We start from the raw sequence: 19,764 nt of genomic DNA on the forward strand, positions 1-19,764 counted from the left end.
GTTTTGCGTTTTAACGCGCCATTGACGCGTTTTGACGCGTTAAATTTATCCGGGGCTGGAATTCCCCGCCGGACGGTCCGGATTGGCCTTACGCGCCTTCTGCTGTTCCTGGTACAGCCTCCTTAAGACCGGTGGGAATGCAGCCAGGTCCGGCTTCCACTCCGCCTTCGCCGGGTTCGTCCGGAACTTCGGGTCCGGCAGCAGCGCCTCCGTCTCTCCTGTGGCCATATTGGACGTATCCGGCAGGGCCTGCTCCACGGTAAGCCCCATACGCCTTACCTGCTCCTCCGTCCTGGAGACAACCATACACCGGCAGCCGAATCCGTTGGGCGGATACCAGATATCCCACACCGGGGAATCCGCTGGGAATACCCGTCCGTCCATGGCCGCGTGGCTTTCCCTCACGTGCCCGTCCCCGGCCGTCTGGTACTGCCAGTACCTCCGCCGTCCCATCACATCCGGGTCCGTCATCTGCTGGTAATGGCCTACGCTGTAGGCTGTAAGCATGTTCTGACGGAAGATACGGTCCGCATGATAAGGCGTCAGGCCGTCATAGCCCCTCTCCTCCAGGAAACGGTCCATGTTTTCCTGGAATCGTGCCTTCGTGGTCCCTTCCTCTATGGCCCTTTTCAGTTCCTCCAGGAACTGGTTCAGGACCTCAAGCTCCGTATAACCGGCAACCGAAAATGCCAGGGGGCGGTACCATTCCTTCAGTTTCCTGAAGTCCTCATACCGGATGACCCCCTTCCGTTCCAGGAACGCTAAGGCTTCACCGAACACCTCCGGCTCCGTCCCTTCCTTCAGTTCCTTTAATATCTGCTCATCCATCCTGCATCCGCCCCAACATGTTTGATACATACATGACCTGCTCCACCAGCTGGTCAAAATCCTTCACCTTCATGGCATTGTATAACTGCCGCAGGGCCTCCTCGTCCTTCAGCTGCTCCTGCAGGCCTTCCAGGCTGTCGCAGTGCTCCACCAGCTCCAGGACCGGTGACATCATCTGACGGAAAAAGGCACCGGACTGCTTCACGGCCGCCGCCTCCAGGCGGTCCAGCACCCGCTGGCCGTCTGCTTCCTTTCCATCGGCCTTCAGTCTGAGGCCCTGGAACATGCCGGTGCCAGGCTGCCCCATCCCCTGCATCCCGGGAGCTGCCGGGGCCTGCCCAATGGTTTCCTCCCCCTTTTCCGGGGCCGGGATATTGAACTTCTTGTACAGCCAGCTCTTGGGGATTTCCAGACCGGTGGCCGCCAGGGTGTTCACGATTTCCGCGGTTTCCTTCAGGTCATCCGTATCGGTGGCGTTCAGGACGAAGTACGGTACATGGGCCCGGACGCCGAAGTTGAACTCCACCAGCGGCCGGATGAGGTCCCGGCGCACCGTCTCCATCACCGCCTTGCAGTCCGCCTCCGTCAGGTCCTTCCTCACATCGTTATGGGTCTTGGACTGGGCGTAGGAACCGCCGGAATCCGATGTCAGGGTCTGCCCCACGATGGCCTTGCTCATCTGTTCATCACAGAACCGGGCCAGCCTTTCATAGATATCCACGCTGGACTGCTTGTTGGATTCAATAAACCTGATGTCAGTCCCGGACGGCACGATACCCGCGGCATCCGTCCCCATCCTTACGATGGCATCCATCAGGGCTGCCTTATCCTTTTCACTGGCCGTTGCGTCATAGGTCCCCAGCCGCAGGGGCATCCCGTAGACCTCGCAGAAACTGACCCAGTCCTTCAGGTCATAGTTTTTAAACAGGTACATCCAGGCCACCACCCGCAGCACGCCATACCGGGAAGGGTGGCCCGAACGCGCCTTGTAACGGTGGACGATGAACTTGTTTTCCGGAAGGGGTATCCCTCCCGGGAACGCCTCCGTCCGGAGCATGAGCGCATCGGTCAGGGTATCATAATAAAACTTTTTCTGGTGGACGTACTCAATGTTCCCCACCACCACATGGCCGTCCCGGTATTCCCACTCGATTTCCTGGAAACTGATGCCCTTTCCGATGGCATCCAGGATGTCCATGAGGTTGTCGCTGAACCCGTCCAGCTCCTTCAGCTGTTCCTCCACGAAAGCCGCTATCTCCTGGTCTGTTCCGTCCTGCGAAAAGGGCTGCACCTCCCAGTCCAGGCCCGTCACCGCAAGCTTGCGGGTCTGCAGCTGGGAGAACAGATGGGTGTCCTTGCTTTCCATCTCCTCGAACAGCTCCATCTGCCGGAAGGGGTCCCCGGCGTCCGCCTCCTTGAATATCCGGGCCAGCTTTACCGGTGTCAGGCCGTCAGACGGGTAGCTGCTGAATTTATCGTTCACATCCCGGATGGCAACCGCTGCCATGATGGGCCCCCCGCCTTTTGCCATTTCCGGTGGGAATCCCTTCTTATTCTTCTTTGCCATCAGTATGCCCCCTCCCCAAACCGCATGGCCCGCCTTAACACGGACTTATAGTCTGTCTTCTTCGCCATGGACTTCACCGCCACCGCCAGGGCCACGGCCATCTGAAGGCCGTCCGGGGCATCATCATTCCTGCCCATCGGGAACTCCTCCAGCTGCTTAAGCAGCGTCTTATGCTTCCGGTTAAACTTGATATACCCGTTTTTAATGTAGGGCTGCAGGGACTGGATGCGCAGCATCTTGTTGGCAGTGGACTGGATTTCCTCGATGGGGATGTACTCCCCCAGTTCTGCCGACAGCTGCGCCATGACTTCCTTGAAGAAGTACTGGAACTGCACCGTCTCCACCCCGAACCGGAAGAACCCCTTATGGTAATCGCGCTTCAGGCGCCTTGACATCTCAAACACGTCCTGGATGATGGCATCCGGCTTCCTGCGTTCCACGCTGGCCGCCTCCACATACATGTATCCGGTGTACTGGTCCAGGGCCAGGTTGATGATGGAGGACGTGTCCGCCTTTTTGTTCTTCCCCAGGGACGGGTCATTGGACCCGACAAAGAGGTAGCGGCTGTCCGTAAAGTCCACCAGCTCCTCCTCGTAGTAATCAAACCACTCCGGGTTGAAGGCCGCATTGTCCGGGTCGATGGGGTTGTTCTGCAGCTCGCTGTTAAAGGCCGCCTCCCCGTCTGATACGCGGATGACCATCAGCTTGTAATAATCCATCTTCTCCGGCCACAGGACCTGGGTTCCTATCAGCATTTCCGCCTCGTTTGCCTCGTAAAATTCCCGGGCGTGTTCCTTGTGCTTATCGTCAAACAGGTTGGTATAAATCTCTGTCCAGCGCTCCCACAGGTCCTCCCGCCTTGCAAAGGACAGCACGGCCTGATAGGTCCGGGAATCATACTCCGGATTCTTCAGTACCCCGCTGAGCAGGGAATCGTAATGGAGCACCGTACCGATGTACATGATATCCGTATAGGTATCCCCTGCTTTGGATACCGCCTTCTTAAACCAGGATTCCAGCTTCCGGCGCTGCTCCGCCGTGTTGACGTTCTCGTCATTCTCCACATCGTCCAGGACAATCAGGTCCGGCCTCCAGGCCCGGTGCCGGCGGCCTCGTATCTTCTTTCCGGAGCCGATGGCCTCAATCTTGATGTCCTGGGCCGTCAGGATGACATTCCCCTTCCACACCTTTCCCTGCTGCCGGCCGAAGTCCTCCTGGATGTCCCGGTTTTCCTCCAGCTCTGTCTTGATGTCCGTTAAGAACCCTTCGGCCTGGTCGGACGAATCGGACAGGATGATGATGTAATGCTTGTACCGGTACAAAGCCGCGTGCAGGGAATCCTTAAATGTAAAGTTGGTGGACTTTGCATGGCCTCTCGGCGCTGCCACCACGTTCCGGCTCCCGTCCAGCCGCGAGATGACGGCTGCTTCCTGGTATGGATTGCGCCCCTTCAGCACACCCTTAGTCCAGACCGTGTCCAGTTCTTCATGGAAGGCTGGGGATTTGCGGACAAAGTAGTGTTTTAAATAGGCCCGCCCAAAATATCCCAGGTCGATGGCCGCCAGGCGCTTTCTGAGCCCTCTCGAACCCGTCAGGGGATGCCCGTCCTGGTACAACCGCATCAGTTCCCGGCGCTCCGGCTCATGGTCCGTCCGGCGCAGGACATAGGCCTCAAACAGCTCCCGCTGATAGGCTTCCCGTTCCTGTTCCTCCCGGCCTTCCTCTTCGTCCAGGCGCTCCAGGTATTCGTTGATATCAATCATGCAGCATCAGCTCCTTTGCACGGGTCAGGATTTCCTTCAGTCTTACCTTCAGCTCCGGGTCTGACTTGATGGTCTTCATGATTTCCTCCTCCATTTCCTTAAAGGCCAGGTCCGCCTTATCCTTCATGTCCTGGCGGACCTTATCCTTATAGACCTTGGTCCGGCTCAGGGATGCAATCAGCCGTCCCACCTTGTCTAATGGCAGGTAGTCAAACTCATCCTCCGCTGTTGCCAGGCGGTTAATCAGACCATCCATCATCAGCATCAGGCCCGCCTCGGTATAATCCGCATCCGGGTTCTTTCGGACCACATTTACCAGGGCCTCGGTCCGGGACTGGGCCTCCAGTAAGCGCTGGGCGGCCGTGTTGCTCCGGACCGCATACCGCCCCACGCTGCTTTTGCTGATTTCATAGCCCTTTTCCTTCAGCCAGCCGCTGACGTCCTGGTAGCTGTTGGATGTATCGGAAAGCATCACGTCTACCTGTCCTTTGATTTCAGACGGCAGTTCGTCAATCTTGGAGGATATGCGGTTCTTCTTCCTCGTCCTTCCCATCAGACATCCACTCCCGCGTCCTCTATGGTGCCCTCCGCCAGGTCCACACCGGCCTTGGTCAGCCGTATCACGGCGTCCTTGGCGTATGCGTTGTAGGCGGTCACCTTCAGGTTCGTAAACTCAATGTATCCGGCGTCCTTCAGGTAGTCCAGGTATTTGGTGATGTCCGGGGATACGATTAATCCCGCCGCTATCATGGAGTTGGACAGCTGCCTGGTCAGCGCCGTGTTGTTATATCCCTTTACCAGGGACCGTATGATATAGCCCCTGACTGCCTTGTTGTGCTGGATTTCAGCCAGCTCCCTATCATCCATCCGTTTTGCCTCCCTGTCTTACCAGTAACCGGTCCAGCTTACTGTCCATGGACCGCATCTTGTCCTCCACCCCGTTCATGCTCCGGAAGAAATCCTCCCGCAGCACGAAGGTCGTGGCAAAATCCCCCTTGATGGAGCTCAGCTCCTTCTGTACCGCCTTGATGTCCGCCTCCTGCTTGTCCTCCAGCTTGGTGACCCGCTCGTCAAACCTGGCAATGGTGCTGTCCAGCTTGCTCCCGACACCGCTTACGGACCGCTTGAAGTCATCAATCATCATCTTTACCAGGAACCAGAGGACCGTCCCCACCGCAGTGGCTGCCATGCCGATTGTGACTGCATCGTTCATGCGCTTCCTCCCGGATGTCTGTATCTTGCCCACAGCTGTGCCAGCTTCTCCCAGCCGTACATGGCCAGGAAGGCCACATAAAAGGCCACTACCAGGGCCAGGACCGGTCCCCACCAGGCGGCCGCGGCCTCCGTGCCGGTCACATACCACCAGTAAACCAGCTGGCATAGGATGACCGACAGCACAATCACCTGCACGGCCGTGGGTATCCTCCCCAAAAAGCCGATTTCCTTGGTTACCTCCGTGATGACGCTGACCGTAAAGGCCGCCACCGCAATGGCTGCCATCATGAGGGCCAGCTGCTGGGTATACTGCCCCGCCAAGGTCTGTAATACGTTCTCCATTTCCCATTCCTCCTCGCTCGTTCTGTCTGTCCTGGGACAAAAAAACAGGACATGACTTTCGTCATGTCCATAGGATAATCCATCTGGAAACATATTGTTAGCCCAAGCATTTTGGACAACTCATCTTTTTCCAGCCTCTCCGGATTCCCCGTCCAGGAACTCAAACAGGCTGATTTGTGTCGGGTCCAGGTCCCGTACAATCTGTAATATCTGGTTGGTGGTCAGGTCGTACTCCTTGGCCAGTTCCTTGGCGTTCCGGCCATTGTATTCCCGCCGTATCCGGCGGTTCCGCGCCGGGGCCAGGATGCGCTCCGCCTTGGGCAGGTATATCTTGTCCCCCATGAAATACCGGGACAGCTTCAGCACGTTCTTTAAACCTATCATTTCCACCACCAGGCGGTACGGCTCCGCGATATCCTCCAGGGTGGTATCCGCTTCCAGCTCCTCCATCAGCTCCCTGCGCATCCGTATCCCCTCCTCTTATTCCGCCAGGCCTTCCCACTTAAGTGCGCCGTCCGCATCCGGGGTCAGTATGACCGGCTCCGTGACCATGCCGCCGGCTCCGTCCATCAGGTACCATTTCCCATCTATGGTCTGCTGTCCCTTTACCATGGCACCATCACTTCCCAGATAGTACCAGTCCCCCTGGTACTGGTACCAGGTGTCCCTGACCATGCGGCCGGCCCCGTCAAACCAGTACCAGCGGCCATCCACGTCCAGGTACCAGGCGTTACGGACACATTGGCCTGTATCCCCCAGGTAAAACCGCCAGACGCCGTCCTCTTCCTGCCAGCCGGATTTCCTGGCCGGCTCCTCCGGGACCACGTCATCCAGCAGATAGCGCCGGACGCACACCAGTCCCTTGTTCCCGCGTTTGGTGGATGTCTTCGTGTTCTGGCGCTGGGTACAGTAGGATACCATGTTCTTATAGGATGGGCGGCCGCTTCCGTGCCCGCAGATGATGGTATCCTCCCCGTCCAGCGTATGCACCATCTCCACATGGCCGATGGTCTGCGGCCGGCTCTCGTCCGTCCCGGCAAACTCCAGCATGTCACCTACCCGCAGCAGGCCGATGTCCCGCACCTGGCCGTCCCGGATGGGGACGTCCACCGTCACCAGCCGCGCGGACTGGTAGATGCCGGCTGTGTTCAGGATGCCGAAACCATATCCAGCTTCCTTGTATGCATAACAGATGGAGCTGGAGCAGTCGCTGTAATAGTTCCCATCACTGTGTTTCCGGTAGCAGTAGTCCCGCAGCGGCTGGCTGTAGTGGTTCCTTCCGATGAGCTCGTCATACTTCCTGGCCACGGCCTGTCTCTTTTCGTCTGCTTTCATCACTTGTCCTCCCTTTCATAGGCAATTTCCAGCTTCAGCTTGGATGTCACAATCAGGGACCGCTTGATTTCATCCATGCTCCAGTCAATCCCCTCATCCGGCAGGATGGCCTGTATCAGTTCTGCGTTTTTAATCTTTGATATGTAGTACAGGTCCATGTCCAGGTTGGGGGCGGCGGCCTCCGCGGCCTCCTCCGTGGTCCCCTTGCCCAGATACCCCAGGACGGACAGCAGTGTCTTCTTATCCTCCTTGTAGTCCCCCTTCAGCCTCCGGGCCAGCACCTCCCTCTGGCCCTCGCTCACCGGTACGCTCATCTCCTTCAGGTAATCCTCTAATGTGTACTCAAAGGTATAATCGTTGGCGGCAATGGCCTTCAGGGCCTTCTGCAGCTTCCTGTCCAGGGTATAGGTGGTCTTCGTGGTCTCCGTCACCAGCCCTGTGCACACATCCTCACCGATGGCCTGTTTTAACCGGGGCATGTTGAGGATGTCTATCTCCTTCGGCTCCGACACGGCCACATAGCTGCCATCCGTCCCGTACATGCGGCAGTACTGGTTATTCCGGTCCTTTAAGACCGACAGTCCCCGGTTCTGGATTTCCGCCTTGTATTGCTCCAGGGCGGACTTGGCATCCTCGGCCACCTTCATGGCCGCCACGGCCAGGTCCACCAGCTCCTTATCATTTACCAGTCCCAAATCCATCATGCAAGCTCCTTCCGTTTCTGCTTCACGTATTCATCCACCAGCTGGTCTGCGCAGGCACGGCAGACCCCTTTGCCATTTTTCTTAAGATGGATTTCCCCGCTGCCGCAGTAGATGCAGCGGGCCTGGTAGGCCCGGATGACCAGCTCGTTCCTGTCATTGACCTCCAGCTCAATGGCGTCCCTGGGTTCCATCCCCATGGACCGCCTGAGTTTCACGGGGATGTTGACCCCGCCCTTGCTTGTAATGCGCTTGTATTCCATTGCTTCCTCCTTCTTATCCCATATCCCAGGTATGTCCCTCCCGGATGTCCTGGGCATGCTCCTCATCCAGGCGGGCCGTGGCCGCCAGGAAGATGTCCAGCATGGCGTCCTTGACTTCCTCCACGCCCATTCCGCGTTTTACTGCCTCCGCTGCCACGATGGCGGCGAACACCCCCAGCATCCGGGCCATGTCCTCCATGCTCACGTCCGTCCCGCCCATCCGGATGGTCCCGTCCTCCCGGACCAGCTCTATCCGGGCTTGTGTTGGTTCCATAGGCCCTCCCTTAAAACTTCTTTTTTCCTATCAGCGTGTTGACGATGGCCTCCACCTCGTCCGCGGCCCGGGCCAAGCCGGCCCGGCTGCTGCGCATGACTGCCTGGTACCCTTCACACATCTCCTTCAGCAGACGGATGCGCTCCTGGTATTCCTGTATCTGTCCTTCCCCCTCCTGCAGGATGGCCTGGTAGGCACGGTTCTGCTCCTCCGTTTTACGCCTTGTCTCCTCCAGGCGTCCCTGGGCTTCCTCCAGGCGCTGGACCATCCGTTCCACATACAGTTTGTCCAGGTCCGGCCCGCAGCCAAGGTCCACCCGGTACAGGGTGATGACGTTGTGGTTCTCGGCATTGGCCAGCAGTATCCACAGGCCGTTCACATATACCTCCTTGGGTACCCGGTCCTTCCCGCCCTCCGTCCGGCCCGTATAGACCCGTTTCCCGTAACGCAGCATCCGGTTGATTTCTTCCTCTATCCGTTGGCTGTGCTCTGCCACATAGGCGGTTATCTCCAGCCGGCTGTCCCGGTCCTTGCACCGCTCGGCATAACGTTCCTTTGCGTGGTTGCTCACGGTATACATGGATGTTTCCTTTCCTGTCTCCATCCCTTCGTCCCTCCTTATTCATCCTCCGGCATGACATAGGTCTTGGGTGGGATGGCCACAAAGGCCGGCTGATGACGTCCGGTAACCAGGTCCGTCCCTCCCGTGCAGGAGATGTAATTTGACTGTTCCTTCAGGATGGCCTGGAGCACCTCCTTCGCCCGCTCCTTCCGGCGGTAAAACCCTAAGGCATGCTCCTTCCGGTCCGTCTTCCGGTTAAGCAGGAGCACGTAATCCGGCCGGCCGGTACCCGGGGCTACAATGCGTATCTCATCCATGGATTCCGTGGTCAGCAGCCGCTCCTTATTCTGTGTCAGTATCCACATGTTCCTTCCCCCCTTCACCATCCGGTTCCATGCCGGTCTCCTCCGGCACTCCCGTTACCATCTCCCTTATGTAGCGGTGCGGCACGTTGCAGTCCACGGCATTTTTCATCAGTTCCGCGGATGTGCTTTCCCGTATGAGCCGGTAGAAATCGGAAAAGGTGACCTCCACCCGGTCCTCTTTTGAGAATGCATCCAGTAGCGTTCCCATCTGTTTCTCCTTCCTTCCGGTATCCCGGAAATGTTACTTTTTCTCAGTTTCCATAGCCTTCCTAATGGCCCTTAACTCCTTCAGGATTTCAATTAACACCTTCAGGGTTTCGACCTTGGTCGTATACTCAAACATTGCCATGATTTCACCTCCATAACCACCCCGGCTCCTGGCCTTTCCTCTTCCGTACCGGCCTCAGGACCTTCAGCCTGGTACCATCCCACAGGACCTTCAGCCTGGCATGGTCCCACTCCGCTGCCCAACTTCCACGCATGGGTTCCTCTATCCGTTCAATCAGATAACGAGCCTTATACTCCCTGCCGGTATCACTATAATAGGCAATCAGCTGATGATGACGGATATCCAGCAGTTCCATAAGTTCAGAGTTTCTATACTCCCCCATGTACCTGCCATGGTCATACAGCCTGAAATAGGCTGCCCGTCCTGCCATACCGGTCCCCCCTTCCCCTCAAAACCAGGCCTCATCTACCGGAGCGCTTCCACCATGAGCTGGATGCCTGCCTTCATCCCGGCTATGTAGTTCTCTTCCTGGGCCCTTCCTGATAGCTCAATATCCATTTCCTCTAATTCGTCAAACGCCTCCAGCTGGCCTTTTTTTAATGTTTTCCGGAATCTCTGGTGGGCTTCATAGTTCTCCTTCATCCAGCGTTTATATGCGCGGGAATAGTCCATTCCGTCAGCCGGACGGAAATCACCATGGAATATGCGTTTAAAGAGCTTCGTATGTTTCCCTGGCATGACTACACCTCCTGTCCTGCAAACGCAAAACACTCCGTTCCGATTCCTTCTTCATCCAGGACAATAATCCCCTTCCCATCCGGGATACCAAAGAGTCCATAAGCCGCCCAGTTGCAGCCAGACGCATCTCCCGCCTTCGGGGCCCCCTTTCCCGTATATCTTCCAAGGCACTCCTGGCAGGCACAGTTTGGTCCTTTGGCTCCGGCCTCTTTAAAATCCCTGATTGATGCAATATGTCCGCACATGGGGCACTCAAACTTCCAATCCATGTAGTCCTTACCAAAACGTCTTTTTCCTTCCTCCCTCCATTCCTGGATTGTCATTATCTTATGCGTGGCATCCTCAACGACCTTGGTCGCTCCTGTGTGTAACTTAATTGTCCGTTTCATCTCCACTCTCCTCTCTTTACTATTCTATCCTATGGCTCCGGCGCACTATCTCCTCATGGTACTGCTTTGCATTCTCCGCCTTCCGGTCCCATAAGGCCCACATGCAATGCAGGACCCCCAGGAGGTAGGACTGGGCAAGGGCCGCATCCGCCCAGGACTTTTCATCCAGATAATCCTGGTATTCCCGGTATTTCCGGTCAAACAGCTGCATCAGTCCTTCCATCAGCTCAGCATCCCTTCCGGCGTATCCTTCTTCATCTGCTCCTTCTCTATTTCCCGGCGCACATGTTCCCCCAGCTCCAGGGTCTGCTTCAGCTGGACCGCCTCCCTGGCAAGCTGGCTTTCACGGAGAAGGGCCTCCACCTCCAGCTCCATCCAATCGGATTTTTGTTGCTGTGTAGCTGGATGCCCCAGGTAGATGGCCGTGGCTTCCAACTGCGCACATAGGAACCCCGCCATAGCAGACCCAAACGTCCCCTTACCTTCCTTATCCTTCATCCCCGGCCATCCTCCTTTTCCGGCTTCCGCTCCAGGATGGCCTTCATGGCCTCAATCAATCCCTGGCACTGGTAATAGGTCAGCCATTCCACTGCGTCCACCCGGTACATCCGGTGGCACAGGGCACGGACCTGCCGCTCCTCCCAGCCCAGCTTCTCCTTCAGCTGGCCTATCTTTCGGCGCTGCCGTCCGGTCTGCGGGTTCCCCCTGCGTTCCGGCAGCCTCCCTTCCTGCCGTTTGATATCGTCCTTCTGTTTCTGCAGGATATGGCAGACATGGGACAGCTCCGACCGGTTCAGCTCACGGATGCTGTCCTTCCCGGTCTCACGGGCCACCAGCAGGTGCAGCTCCTCCTCGGTCAGCCCCAGCTCCTTTGATTTGGCTAACCCCCACAGGGTCTTGATGGTATACCTATATCCCGTTCCCATAGGCTTCCCCTCCTCCTGGCAGGCAGGGCACTTCCCTCCTGAGCCGGCTCCTGCGTTCCTGTAGGAACACAGGGATTTGGGGTCCCGTCTCCCTGACCTTTGGCGCAGCCGGTTCCCGCACCTCCGCGGAACTGGCCTTCAGGTTGATATCATAGGCTCCCAGCTCCCCAAGTTGCTGGAGGATATATCCCATGATGTCCGCCTCCCCCAGGTTCACCTTGTCCTCCGGGCATGTGTATGTGATGGTCAGTATCTTACGTTTCATCGTCCATTCCCTCCCTACAGCAGCATCATGGCGGATGCCTCGTTGATGATTGTTTCCGTGATGGTCGTCTGTTCCCGTTCCCGCATCAGACGGATGACGTTGTTCATGGTCCGGTCAAACAGCCGGAAACAGCCGTTCTTGCTGTTCCTGGCCCGGCTGGTCAGCACCTCCATGGCCCTCTCCTCCACGCTCCAGTCCTCCAGGTAGCGCTCTACCTCGGTTTTTCCCAGGCCATGGAGCCGGTACGCAAAATCCATACGGTTGGCAAACCGTTCATCATACGCAGCCAGGTGGGCCTCCAGGGACAGCTCCCCGGCCAGTACCATCCCTACCGCGGCCGAATCCATGATGGTGCGCAGCAGCTCAATCTTCTTGATGGTGTACTTGTTGATGAGCTTGTCCGCCTCGTCCACTATCATCAGATACCCCCGGTTCACGTTGAAGAACTCACAGATTTCCTCCAGACGTTCGTCATTCGTACCGTAGCGCTTTGGCAGGCACAGCTGCTTCTCTATCCGCCTTACCAGGTCCCGGCAGCTCATGGACTCGTTGCACTCGATGTAGATGACACGGGGCAGCCTGGCGTACTGCTTCAGGCTGTAGGTCTTACCGTAGCCGGACCGCCCCACCACGATGGCGCTTCCCTGCTGTTGCTGGCACAGGTTGCAGATGCCTACTATGTTGATGTAATCATTGGATTCAAACACATCCGGCTTGCCTCCCATCCGGGGCGGCGCTTCCTCTTCCAGCAGCGGCTCCTGCTCTCCCGCTTCCTCCGGTTCTTTCTGGGAGGCAAACTGGCGAGCAATCTGCTGGGCATACTTATCTGCCACCTGCGGTTTTTCCTGCCGGAAGGCTGCTTCCTGTTCCTCTGTCTCCTCCAGCCACCTCTCCAGACGTTCCTCCAGCTTTACTGGCCTGCTTGGATATTTCCCGTTTAAGTACTGGCTCAGCATGGAGCGGGAGCACTTCATCCCTTCCTTATCAAACTGCCAGGCCAGCTCCGCCTTGTTCATGTTTATGATTCTTAATCTGAGGCACACACGTTCTGCCAGACTTTTCATTTATGATACCCTTCCTTTCCGTTTGATTGGTTTATGTGTTGGGACTTAACCCATGTTGCGCAGCTTCTCCAGCGCCTCACGGCCCTGCCTGGCGATATATTCCGACTGCCGCGCCGCCTTCCTGTGTTCCCGGTAGCTCTCCTCCTTCGGCAGCGTGATGACCTTCTGGCTGTTCCCTGCCCCTTCTATCATCATGCTTCCCACGATGGTGTTAGCCTGAGCCGCGCCGGCAATCCGTTCATCCAGCGGACATCTCATTTCCTTCAGCTTCTCACGCACATCCTTCATCTGCTGCTTCTGGAGCCTGATGTGGCGCTCTAGCGCCTCCTGCGGGACCTTGTGGGCAATCTTTAACAGCTCCTGACTCTCTGCCTCACAAATCATATGGCCGTCCTGGGTGTCAAATACAAGCAGCCGGGTTACGTCCTCCGGGTCATACTTGATGTCCACAGGCCTGTCCATGTAATAAATCAGCTCCGGATGGTTATAGACCTGGCCGAATTTCCGGATTCCCACGTTATATACCCGTGCCCGTTCTGACTTCATCAGCTGCAGCAGGGCAAAGGATTTTGGCGGCAGGGCCTTCTCATACCGTTCCCCTTTGTCAAACAGTTCCTGCGGGGTACAGTATGTTTCTCCCTGGTTTTTCAGGCCCCTGTGGACCTTCACCGCATACACGTTGTGCAGGTAGTGGCTCCACTTCTCATAAAACTCCTCCATGGTCAGCAGCTTCCCCTGTTCAAGCATACGCTTGATGTCCTTGTCAATCTTGGCGCTGGTCCTGCTTCCTGTCAATGTACCCGTGTAACTCTTAAACCACCGGGAGAATCCATCGCATACCGTCTTAAACAGACGCTCTATTTCGGATTTACTCCATGGCTCATAAGGACGGCTCCGGTGGAAGTCCTCTATCCCAATGGTGTGATAGAATCCCGCTTTTACCTCCTCAAATCCGGCATACCGTTCTGTTTCTTCCCGGGTGGGATAGCGTTTGACGCCGGTCAGTTCCCTGGAGGTATAGTCCTTTCCGTTGTCAATGTTCAGGTACTTCGGCATCCCTCCCGGGGTTCCGTACAATACCTTAATCAGGGATTGCTTCAGTATCTGGGCATTGGCATCCCGGCAGATGATATCCCCCAGCACCATGCGGCTCCTGGCGTCAATCCAGGCCACCAGCTTAGGCTTGATGGCCGTCACCTTCCCATTAGGTAGCTTATAGGAGACCCAGCAGTCAAAGGTATGTTCATCCCCCAGAAGGACCTCCATGACCTGGAGGGACCGGGTATCGCGCAGGGCCTTCACCATCCGCTTGTTCTTCCACGCCCTGTCACCTTTGGCTGCAAGGAAATAGGCGCTTTCCAGCTGCCCGTCTGCCATCAGGTGGGAGATGTAACGGCATACACTCTGGTAAGATGGGATGGGCCAGCCATTGGCCGTACCGATTTCCAGCAGCTTGTCATACAGCATCTGGCGCTTTCCTTCATTCCGGGCAAAGTCCTTGTCGAACCAGATGTTGTGTATCTTCTGCTTCACTTCCGGCGTAAAGGTGGGGAAGGTGTTGGAATCCTTGGGTTTCCGGCACAGGCACAGGACCTTGTAATAATCGTAGTTGGCCCCGGTCTCCCGCAGCATCTTCAGGGCCCACCCTGCTGCCTCCAGGTATTTGTCCATGTGGCGGTACAAAGTCCTTTGGCTCATTCCCAGCTCCGCCGCCTTACGGATGATGTACTCCGTCTTGTCTGCATCCGAATAGTTGATGATGTCCTGCAGGAGCCGGGACAGCTCCACCGCCTTGTAATATGCCTGGCTGTGGTTCTCTATGTACCAGTTCACATCGGTATCCAGGTACCAGGGCTCCTCTGGGGGCAGGTTCTCCATCACGATATCACTTCCTTCTTCTGTATCTATCTTCTTCATGGCCCGGTAGGCCTTCTGGGCTTTGGGGCTTAGGTCAGTAAGTTTGATGTATTTTCGCTCTTTTCCACCAGATAAAATTTTCTCTTTTCGTAACACAATTTCTGCATTCTCTTCTCTACGGGAAACCTGTTTCATAAAAGTTCTATATAACATCCCTTCTAATTCAGCAGCATCTTTCATAGATATATAAATTTCTTCCATCAGATTTTCCCCTTTCTGTTGCAATTTGGCTGTTGGTATAGTACAATGCAGATGTGTATTTATCGGAACGCCCGACCTTCCCCCAGAAGTAGGGCGTTCTTCTTTTATGCAAGTCCATATCCAGCCCCCTATGCCACATCATTCTCATTTATCTTGAGAATTTTCAGCATTTGCTTCCGGTACTTATACCCAGGCCTCTTTCCCTTCAGCATCCGGCATAGTTCTTGAGGGGTCGTCCCCAATATATTTGCCAGCTGGACCTGGGTCATCTCCAGTTCAATCAGACGCTTCTTGACAATCTTTCCAAGCTCCCTTGTCTTTACATCTGCCATCTTACTCACTCCTATATAATCTTCTGGTCCGTTTCTTGCCTGTTCCAATCCGCTTAAGTTCCATTCTGCTTACCACTTCCAAAAACTCTCTGGTGTCCTTTATCACCAGCCAGTTCTCTGGTTGCAGGCCATGAAGTTTCATCTCCTTTTTCTGGCTTAAGGTTGGCTTTTTGCCATTTTTCATGAGAATTACCACCTCCGGTTTTATTTATCTGACCCTGTCAGGAAATGATACCCGTCAATCATTAGGCAGCCATTAGGGCTAATCCTTACTTCAAGATTTGCCAGTATCCTACGCTCTATCGCACTTATAATTGTTACCTCAGCTGATTCAGCCGTCCCTTTTATATGGGCTGTCGCTGATTCATTCAAAATCGCTTCAACTATGTCTTTCATTTCCCTCTTTTTCGGTATGCTCAATGCTTTCGTCTCGCGTTGGACCAGCTTCATGATTTTGACAAGCATATCACTCCGCTCCGTTGCCTGGCGCCACTTTTTTTCAAAGCCTTCCTTTGGATAGCCCCGTTTCCCTTCCAAGGTGTATTCATTGATACGTTCGTTCTCGTCCACCCATAAATCTTCCAGGTATAACAGTGCTTTATGCTTCCAGTCCTCTTTCTGTTCCTTCTCCTCTTCATCTGTTTCAAAATAATCAAGGACTTCAGCAAACATAAACTCTAAGTTCTTTTTTACCATCTGCCTGTCAGCCTTGAATGCATCCAGTTCAATAGTAATCCTTATTCCCGATGATTTTATATTCCCGCGAGCGTCTATTATAGATGGTTTCTCAAATGAAAATTTCTGCGGGATGATTTTTATTTCCGGCATTTCAATCTTCCCCTTTCTTAAGGTCTTTATATATGTTAAAATGGCACTGAAAGGTATAACGATACAGCCTTTCAGGGGAGGTGAGCCCCATGGTTATCTCGCCAAAGAGGCTGCCAGAAGTGAAAAATGATGCGTTGACCCGTATTGTTTCCTTCGCTTCTGGCAACTCGATTGACTGGAAATTCGTTTCCGGTCAGGTCAGTGAGGATGGTTCCTGCTCTGCTGACTTTGAAGCAGATGCTCCGAAGCCAAAAAGCAAGTTCCGCCTCCATGGTGAGGTTTCCCAATATGGGGAATCATACCACTTCAGTGCCATTTAACATCTGGCACAGGGAACCATCAGCTTTGGCTGGTGGTTCTTTCCTTTTATAATCATAGGCCAGGAACCTGGCTTTCAAAGAATGTTGCTTATTCAATCAGACTTGATTGCAGATATGCCATGGATTCAAGTTCTTTTCCTTGAAGTAATCTTCAAAATGTGGTACTTTTGTATTGGCTTATAAATCATCCATATAGATATAATAAAATAGGATATCCTATTTGTCAAGCCATTTTTTAGGATATCCTATTGTTTATCTATATTCTTTCAGGAGGTTCTATGGATAATAATATGATTGGTCAACGAATACGTGAACGTAGACTTCACAAAAAGTTAACCCAAAAACAGCTCGCATCACTAGCTAAAATACGTGGAAGTATAAGTGAATTAGAAAATAGCAAGTATTTACCATCTGCTGAAACATTACTTAATATATCTCAAATATTGGATTGTAGCATTGAATGGATTCTTACCGGAGAGGATAGGATATCCGATAATGCAATTCCCGAACAATTATCGGATATCCTGCCTCTTTTAAAACAATTATCACCACAAAGATTGGAGGAAGTAAAAAAATTTATTAACTATAAACTCTATGAACAAGAAAATGACTCGGAGTTGTCATCAACCTCGAATCATGGAAAAAACGTCATGGACGGAAATAGTGAAATAGCCTAATTTTTTTTTCTTTGTTTTGGCCTATAAATAAACCAAATAGGGGCATTTGCTTTAAGCCCTTTAAATTTCAAAAAAATATCTACAAAGCCTTGAAGATTCAGCAAATGCCCCTATTTTTATTTTTTTTCAATCAGGGCATTTGCTTATCGTTGTCATTCGCTTAATTTTACACGATTAGTTTTATGTCTTTTAACGCGTTAATCCTTGATTCTGCGTACTTTTCACATAATTTTATAACATTGATTAACGTTAATTTTTAACGGCTCAAAAAAAGGACCTTTCCATCAATTTTCTTGAAAAAGGTCCTTTTTCTATATTATCCTCATTTTATTTGTCAATAGCGATTTTCCTCTAAAAACCGCCGAAACCCTTGATATACCGTCACTTCCCGCCATATCCCACTCACTCCTCCTCTGTCTCGGTTTTGTCAAATATCTTGGTAACCTACATTCCCAAACGAACAGCCGGCCAGCCGGCACACTGTAATCCCGGGCAGAAACCGGAAATACATCAGCATAATAATCATCTTGCATCTTGGCGATAAGTCCATCCGGACACCTCCCTGCTTTCTTATATGTACTCTCGGAATCTCCTGGTACATCTTAAAATAAAGTATGCCCAAATGCACGGGGAGTTTTACAGGAAACATTGAACTTTTCCATGACAGCCCTAACTTTACGGCCGCCTACAAAAGACCCGGAGATGCCTATGTGGCTGCCTGTTTCAATCCGTATAAATTTAGGACCGCATAAATGTAAGACAAAATCCACCTGCAACACACTGTGGTATCATCACAGCGTGTTTCTGTTTGGGTATGTCTCCCTTTTTCTATTGACTTCCCCCTCCTGTAACGGTATGATAGACAAAAAGGCATAAGGAGGCACTGTCCCTATGTCCGCAAAGCAGAAGGATTCCTTAAAACATCAGGTTTACAGCGCCCTTATCTCTGATATCATCAGAGGCTGTACACATTCGATTCTATATTTACCGAAAAGTTCCTTATTGAAAAATATAATGTAAGCCGGGCGCCGGTGCGTGAGGCCCTGACCATGATGGCAGAGAATCAGATTCTGGTGAGCATACCACGACACGGCTATAAATTCAAACAGCCCAGCGAGGGCAGGCTGTTAAAAGCCGACATAGAAAGTATCCTGTGCGTCAGCCCATGGATCACCAATACAAATCAGGACAGGGAGTAAACAACACATGAACCGCACATCCAAACAAGACATGAACAGTCAGCTGGCCGGAGCCAAAGTCCTGCCCCTTTTGATCAGGCTGACCATCCCCATCACAATCGCCCAGCTGGTAAATGCGCTGTACAGCATTGTGGACAGAATGTACATAGGCCACATGCCGGAGGCAGGCACCCTGGCGCTCAGCGGGATCGGCATCACATTTCCCATTATCATGATAGCCGCCGCCTTCAGCTGTATTCCCGGAATGGGCGGCTCACCCCTGGCTTCCATTGCCATGGGAAGCGGAGATCTGGAAAAGGGGCGCAGATTTCTCTCCAATGCATTTGTCCTTCTGGTTGGAATCGGACTGATCCTCACCGTGGTGTGCACGGCATTTCTCACACCCATGCTGAAGGCATTTGGGGCTGACAGCTCCACCCTGCCCTATGCCCGTGATTATCTGAGCATCTACCTGGCCGGGACTGTGTTTGTGGAGATATCCATGGGCATGAACCCATTTATCAACGCCCAGGGATTTACCGGGGTGGGCACCTTTACCATTGTGATCGGAGCATTTTTAAATATTGTCCTGGATCCCATCTTCATATATGTGCTGGATATGGGAATCGCGGGGGCGGCTGTCGCAACCGTTATCTCACAGGCGGTATCCGCTGCCTGGGTCCTCTATTTTCTGTGTTCGGACCGCGCCACCCTGCGTCTTAGGATCAGAGACATGAAGCCCATGGCAGCCATCATCCGCCCCATGTGTGCCCTGGGCCTGTCACCCTTTACCTTCCGTGTCAATGAGAGTATTGTGGTCATTGTCCTCAACTGGCTCCTGATCCGCTACGGAGGCGCTGACAGCAATCTGCACATTGCTTCCATGGCCCTTCTCACCAGTGTAAGCCAGGTATTCTTCATGCCCCTGATCGGTATTATCACCGGCGCCCAGCCCATTCTCAGCTACAACCTGGGCGCGGGAAATTACGGGCGGATCAAGGAAACCATTCACTACGCCAGAATCCTGAGCATTGGCTGCGCCACCCTTATGTGGTTTTTCCTGGTGGCATTTCCCGGACCGATCTGCCGCATGTTCACCAATGACAGCCAGCTCCTGGGCCTTACCACGATTACCATGCGCATCATGTTCAGCACCGTGCTTGTCATCGGCCTGCAGATGGTGAACCAGAACGCCTTCGTGGCCCTGGGCAATACATGGTACTCCTTTATCTTCGGGATCATGCGCAAGCTTCTCCTGCTTCTTCCCCTGGCGATCTTCCTGCCCCATATCATAGGGGTTTGGGGAATCTACATGGCCGAAGCCATCTCCAATGTATTGACCACCTTCATCACCCAGATTTATTTTTCCAGGTATATGAGAAAGCTGGCCAAAAATTAAACATAGGATTTCCAGGGACAGCCCCTTACACCAGGAGCGTCATCTCTGGAAATCCTATGTTTTTTCATATGAACATCATGGCACAG

The 19,764-nt window shown here is 53.7% G+C and carries 31 protein-coding genes; 4 read left to right on the plus strand and 27 right to left on the minus strand.

All coding sequences use genetic code 11. The features are described 5' to 3' along the window. Positions 1–45: 45 nt before the first annotated feature. From ABID13_RS08935 to ABID13_RS09065, 27 genes are all read right to left on the minus strand, one after another. Positions 46–858 (minus strand): phage head morphogenesis protein, encoded by an 813-nt coding sequence (locus ABID13_RS08935; protein ID WP_008718593.1) that lies wholly within the window; start codon positions 856–858, stop codon positions 46–48. Further along, on the minus strand, positions 821–2,395 hold the full coding sequence (locus ABID13_RS08940; RefSeq protein WP_040379959.1) for a DUF935 domain-containing protein: 1,575 nt from the start codon (positions 2,393–2,395) through the stop codon (positions 821–823). Before ABID13_RS08940 ends, ABID13_RS08935 begins: the two co-directional genes overlap by 38 nt. Beyond that, positions 2,395–4,158 carry a phage terminase large subunit gene (terL, locus tag ABID13_RS08945; RefSeq protein WP_040379962.1) on the minus strand — a complete coding sequence of 588 codons (1,764 nt, stop codon included), beginning with the start codon at positions 4,156–4,158 and terminating at the stop codon, positions 2,395–2,397. The genes ABID13_RS08940 and terL overlap by 1 nt, the downstream gene beginning before the upstream one ends. After that, entirely contained in the window at positions 4,151–4,711 is a 561-nt protein-coding gene (locus ABID13_RS08950) for a phage protein Gp27 family protein (RefSeq protein ID WP_002596417.1), read from the minus strand. Before ABID13_RS08950 ends, terL begins: the two co-directional genes overlap by 8 nt. Further along, the gene (locus ABID13_RS08955) at positions 4,711–5,025 is read right to left on the minus strand and encodes a hypothetical protein (RefSeq protein WP_002593019.1); all 315 of its coding nucleotides are present in this window, start codon (positions 5,023–5,025) and stop codon (positions 4,711–4,713) included. The genes ABID13_RS08950 and ABID13_RS08955 overlap by 1 nt, the downstream gene beginning before the upstream one ends. Further along, positions 5,018–5,371 (minus strand): hypothetical protein, encoded by a 354-nt coding sequence (locus ABID13_RS08960; RefSeq protein WP_002596416.1) that lies wholly within the window; start codon positions 5,369–5,371, stop codon positions 5,018–5,020. Before ABID13_RS08960 ends, ABID13_RS08955 begins: the two co-directional genes overlap by 8 nt. Continuing rightward, entirely contained in the window at positions 5,368–5,715 is a 348-nt protein-coding gene (locus tag ABID13_RS08965) for a hypothetical protein (protein ID WP_002593017.1), read from the minus strand. The genes ABID13_RS08960 and ABID13_RS08965 overlap by 4 nt, the downstream gene beginning before the upstream one ends. Positions 5,716–5,835: 120 nt before the next feature. Next, positions 5,836–6,180 carry a Mor transcription activator family protein gene (locus ABID13_RS08970; RefSeq protein ID WP_002593016.1) on the minus strand — a complete coding sequence of 115 codons (345 nt, stop codon included), beginning with the start codon at positions 6,178–6,180 and terminating at the stop codon, positions 5,836–5,838. A gap of 15 nt (positions 6,181–6,195) precedes the next feature. Continuing rightward, entirely contained in the window at positions 6,196–7,050 is an 855-nt protein-coding gene (locus ABID13_RS08975; protein WP_002596415.1) for an N-acetylmuramoyl-L-alanine amidase family protein, read from the minus strand. Then, the gene (locus ABID13_RS08980; protein WP_002595193.1) at positions 7,050–7,754 is read right to left on the minus strand and encodes a hypothetical protein; all 705 of its coding nucleotides are present in this window, start codon (positions 7,752–7,754) and stop codon (positions 7,050–7,052) included. The genes ABID13_RS08975 and ABID13_RS08980 overlap by 1 nt, the downstream gene beginning before the upstream one ends. Next, positions 7,751–8,014 (minus strand): AbrB/MazE/SpoVT family DNA-binding domain-containing protein, encoded by a 264-nt coding sequence (locus tag ABID13_RS08985; protein WP_002596414.1) that lies wholly within the window; start codon positions 8,012–8,014, stop codon positions 7,751–7,753. Before ABID13_RS08985 ends, ABID13_RS08980 begins: the two co-directional genes overlap by 4 nt. Positions 8,015–8,027: 13 nt before the next feature. Further along, a complete protein-coding gene (locus ABID13_RS08990; RefSeq protein ID WP_002593012.1) occupies positions 8,028–8,288 on the minus strand; it encodes a hypothetical protein in 261 nt (86 codons plus the stop codon). A 10-nt stretch (positions 8,289–8,298) separates the two neighbouring features. Continuing rightward, positions 8,299–8,892 (minus strand): hypothetical protein, encoded by a 594-nt coding sequence (locus ABID13_RS08995; protein ID WP_002593011.1) that lies wholly within the window; start codon positions 8,890–8,892, stop codon positions 8,299–8,301. 14 nt (positions 8,893–8,906) lie between these two features. Continuing rightward, on the minus strand, positions 8,907–9,215 hold the full coding sequence (locus ABID13_RS09000; RefSeq protein WP_002596413.1) for a hypothetical protein: 309 nt from the start codon (positions 9,213–9,215) through the stop codon (positions 8,907–8,909). Next, the gene (locus ABID13_RS09005) at positions 9,193–9,423 is read right to left on the minus strand and encodes a hypothetical protein (RefSeq protein WP_002596412.1); all 231 of its coding nucleotides are present in this window, start codon (positions 9,421–9,423) and stop codon (positions 9,193–9,195) included. Before ABID13_RS09005 ends, ABID13_RS09000 begins: the two co-directional genes overlap by 23 nt. A gap of 145 nt (positions 9,424–9,568) precedes the next feature. Beyond that, positions 9,569–9,874 carry a hypothetical protein gene (locus ABID13_RS09010; protein ID WP_002596410.1) on the minus strand — a complete coding sequence of 102 codons (306 nt, stop codon included), beginning with the start codon at positions 9,872–9,874 and terminating at the stop codon, positions 9,569–9,571. A gap of 35 nt (positions 9,875–9,909) precedes the next feature. Further along, the gene (locus ABID13_RS09015; RefSeq protein WP_002572741.1) at positions 9,910–10,182 is read right to left on the minus strand and encodes a DUF6809 family protein; all 273 of its coding nucleotides are present in this window, start codon (positions 10,180–10,182) and stop codon (positions 9,910–9,912) included. A gap of 2 nt (positions 10,183–10,184) precedes the next feature. Further along, the gene (locus ABID13_RS09020) at positions 10,185–10,571 is read right to left on the minus strand and encodes a VVA0879 family protein (RefSeq protein WP_002596409.1); all 387 of its coding nucleotides are present in this window, start codon (positions 10,569–10,571) and stop codon (positions 10,185–10,187) included. Between the two features lie 19 nt (positions 10,572–10,590). Beyond that, complete coding sequence (locus ABID13_RS09025; protein ID WP_002572743.1) at positions 10,591–10,794, minus strand: hypothetical protein; 204 nt, start codon at positions 10,792–10,794, stop codon at positions 10,591–10,593. Beyond that, the gene (locus tag ABID13_RS09030; RefSeq protein WP_007868075.1) at positions 10,794–11,069 is read right to left on the minus strand and encodes a hypothetical protein; all 276 of its coding nucleotides are present in this window, start codon (positions 11,067–11,069) and stop codon (positions 10,794–10,796) included. Before ABID13_RS09030 ends, ABID13_RS09025 begins: the two co-directional genes overlap by 1 nt. Then, positions 11,066–11,497, minus strand: coding sequence for a regulatory protein GemA (locus ABID13_RS09035; protein WP_002572745.1), 432 nt, complete (start codon positions 11,495–11,497; stop codon positions 11,066–11,068). The genes ABID13_RS09030 and ABID13_RS09035 overlap by 4 nt, the downstream gene beginning before the upstream one ends. Continuing rightward, positions 11,481–11,762 (minus strand): hypothetical protein, encoded by a 282-nt coding sequence (locus ABID13_RS09040; protein WP_007868078.1) that lies wholly within the window; start codon positions 11,760–11,762, stop codon positions 11,481–11,483. Before ABID13_RS09040 ends, ABID13_RS09035 begins: the two co-directional genes overlap by 17 nt. Before the next feature lie 14 nt (positions 11,763–11,776). Next, entirely contained in the window at positions 11,777–12,826 is a 1,050-nt protein-coding gene (locus ABID13_RS09045; RefSeq protein WP_048929114.1) for an AAA family ATPase, read from the minus strand. A gap of 45 nt (positions 12,827–12,871) precedes the next feature. Further along, positions 12,872–14,944, minus strand: coding sequence for a Mu transposase C-terminal domain-containing protein (locus ABID13_RS09050; RefSeq protein WP_048929115.1), 2,073 nt, complete (start codon positions 14,942–14,944; stop codon positions 12,872–12,874). 128 nt (positions 14,945–15,072) lie between these two features. Continuing rightward, complete coding sequence (locus ABID13_RS09055; RefSeq protein ID WP_002572750.1) at positions 15,073–15,276, minus strand: transcriptional regulator; 204 nt, start codon at positions 15,274–15,276, stop codon at positions 15,073–15,075. A gap of 1 nt (position 15,277) precedes the next feature. Next, a complete protein-coding gene (locus ABID13_RS09060; RefSeq protein WP_048929116.1) occupies positions 15,278–15,460 on the minus strand; it encodes a DUF6906 family protein in 183 nt (60 codons plus the stop codon). A 20-nt stretch (positions 15,461–15,480) separates the two neighbouring features. After that, positions 15,481–16,104, minus strand: a complete 624-nt coding sequence (locus ABID13_RS09065) for a hypothetical protein (RefSeq protein ID WP_082173780.1) — start codon at positions 16,102–16,104, stop codon at positions 15,481–15,483. 89 nt (positions 16,105–16,193) lie between these two features. Here ABID13_RS09065 and ABID13_RS09070 point away from each other — a divergent pair, with 89 nt between their 5' ends. From ABID13_RS09070 to ABID13_RS09085, 4 genes are all read left to right on the plus strand, one after another. Beyond that, on the plus strand, positions 16,194–16,424 hold the full coding sequence (locus tag ABID13_RS09070; protein ID WP_007868106.1) for a hypothetical protein: 231 nt from the start codon (positions 16,194–16,196) through the stop codon (positions 16,422–16,424). Between the two features lie 278 nt (positions 16,425–16,702). After that, positions 16,703–17,101 (plus strand): helix-turn-helix transcriptional regulator, encoded by a 399-nt coding sequence (locus ABID13_RS09075; protein ID WP_002572755.1) that lies wholly within the window; start codon positions 16,703–16,705, stop codon positions 17,099–17,101. 980 nt (positions 17,102–18,081) lie between these two features. Beyond that, on the plus strand, positions 18,082–18,300 hold the full coding sequence (locus tag ABID13_RS09080; RefSeq protein ID WP_330376602.1) for a GntR family transcriptional regulator: 219 nt from the start codon (positions 18,082–18,084) through the stop codon (positions 18,298–18,300). A gap of 7 nt (positions 18,301–18,307) precedes the next feature. Then, complete coding sequence (locus ABID13_RS09085; protein ID WP_007862040.1) at positions 18,308–19,678, plus strand: MATE family efflux transporter; 1,371 nt, start codon at positions 18,308–18,310, stop codon at positions 19,676–19,678. Positions 19,679–19,764 lie beyond the last annotated feature (86 nt).

It is taken from the genome of Enterocloster citroniae (genome assembly GCF_040545455.1).
Lineage (GTDB): Bacteria > Bacillota > Clostridia > Lachnospirales > Lachnospiraceae > Enterocloster > Enterocloster citroniae.